Source organism: Pseudomonas sp. Pse1, assembly GCF_024519635.1.
Lineage (GTDB): Bacteria > Pseudomonadota > Gammaproteobacteria > Pseudomonadales > Pseudomonadaceae > Aquipseudomonas.
Window position 1 is genome coordinate 1 of record NZ_JALJRO010000128.1, and the last position, 240, is coordinate 240.

1 protein-coding gene is annotated in these 240 nt (G+C 61.7%); it reads right to left on the reverse strand.

The window, feature by feature from the left end:
• The coding region (locus NR126_RS28705) for a contractile injection system protein, VgrG/Pvc8 family (protein ID WP_256832533.1) at positions 1-240 on the reverse strand (240 nt) is incomplete at both ends.

Below are 240 nucleotides of genomic sequence, written 5' to 3' on the forward strand. Positions count from 1 at the left end.
TAAAATCCAGGTCGCTTTCGTCGTACTGCATCACCTGATCGCGGCGCGGGTACTCACGCACCAGATGGAACGGGCAGTCGAAATGCTCCATGTCGTGACGGCCGAGGAGGATGCTTTTGACAATTTCCGGCACCGACTGCTGTTGGTAAATCCGGCTCTGCTTACCGCGTCCGGCCAGGGCCAGGCGCGGTTGCAGGGTGACCGAATAGCGCGCCTCGTCGCGGCTGGCGGATAGGCGCT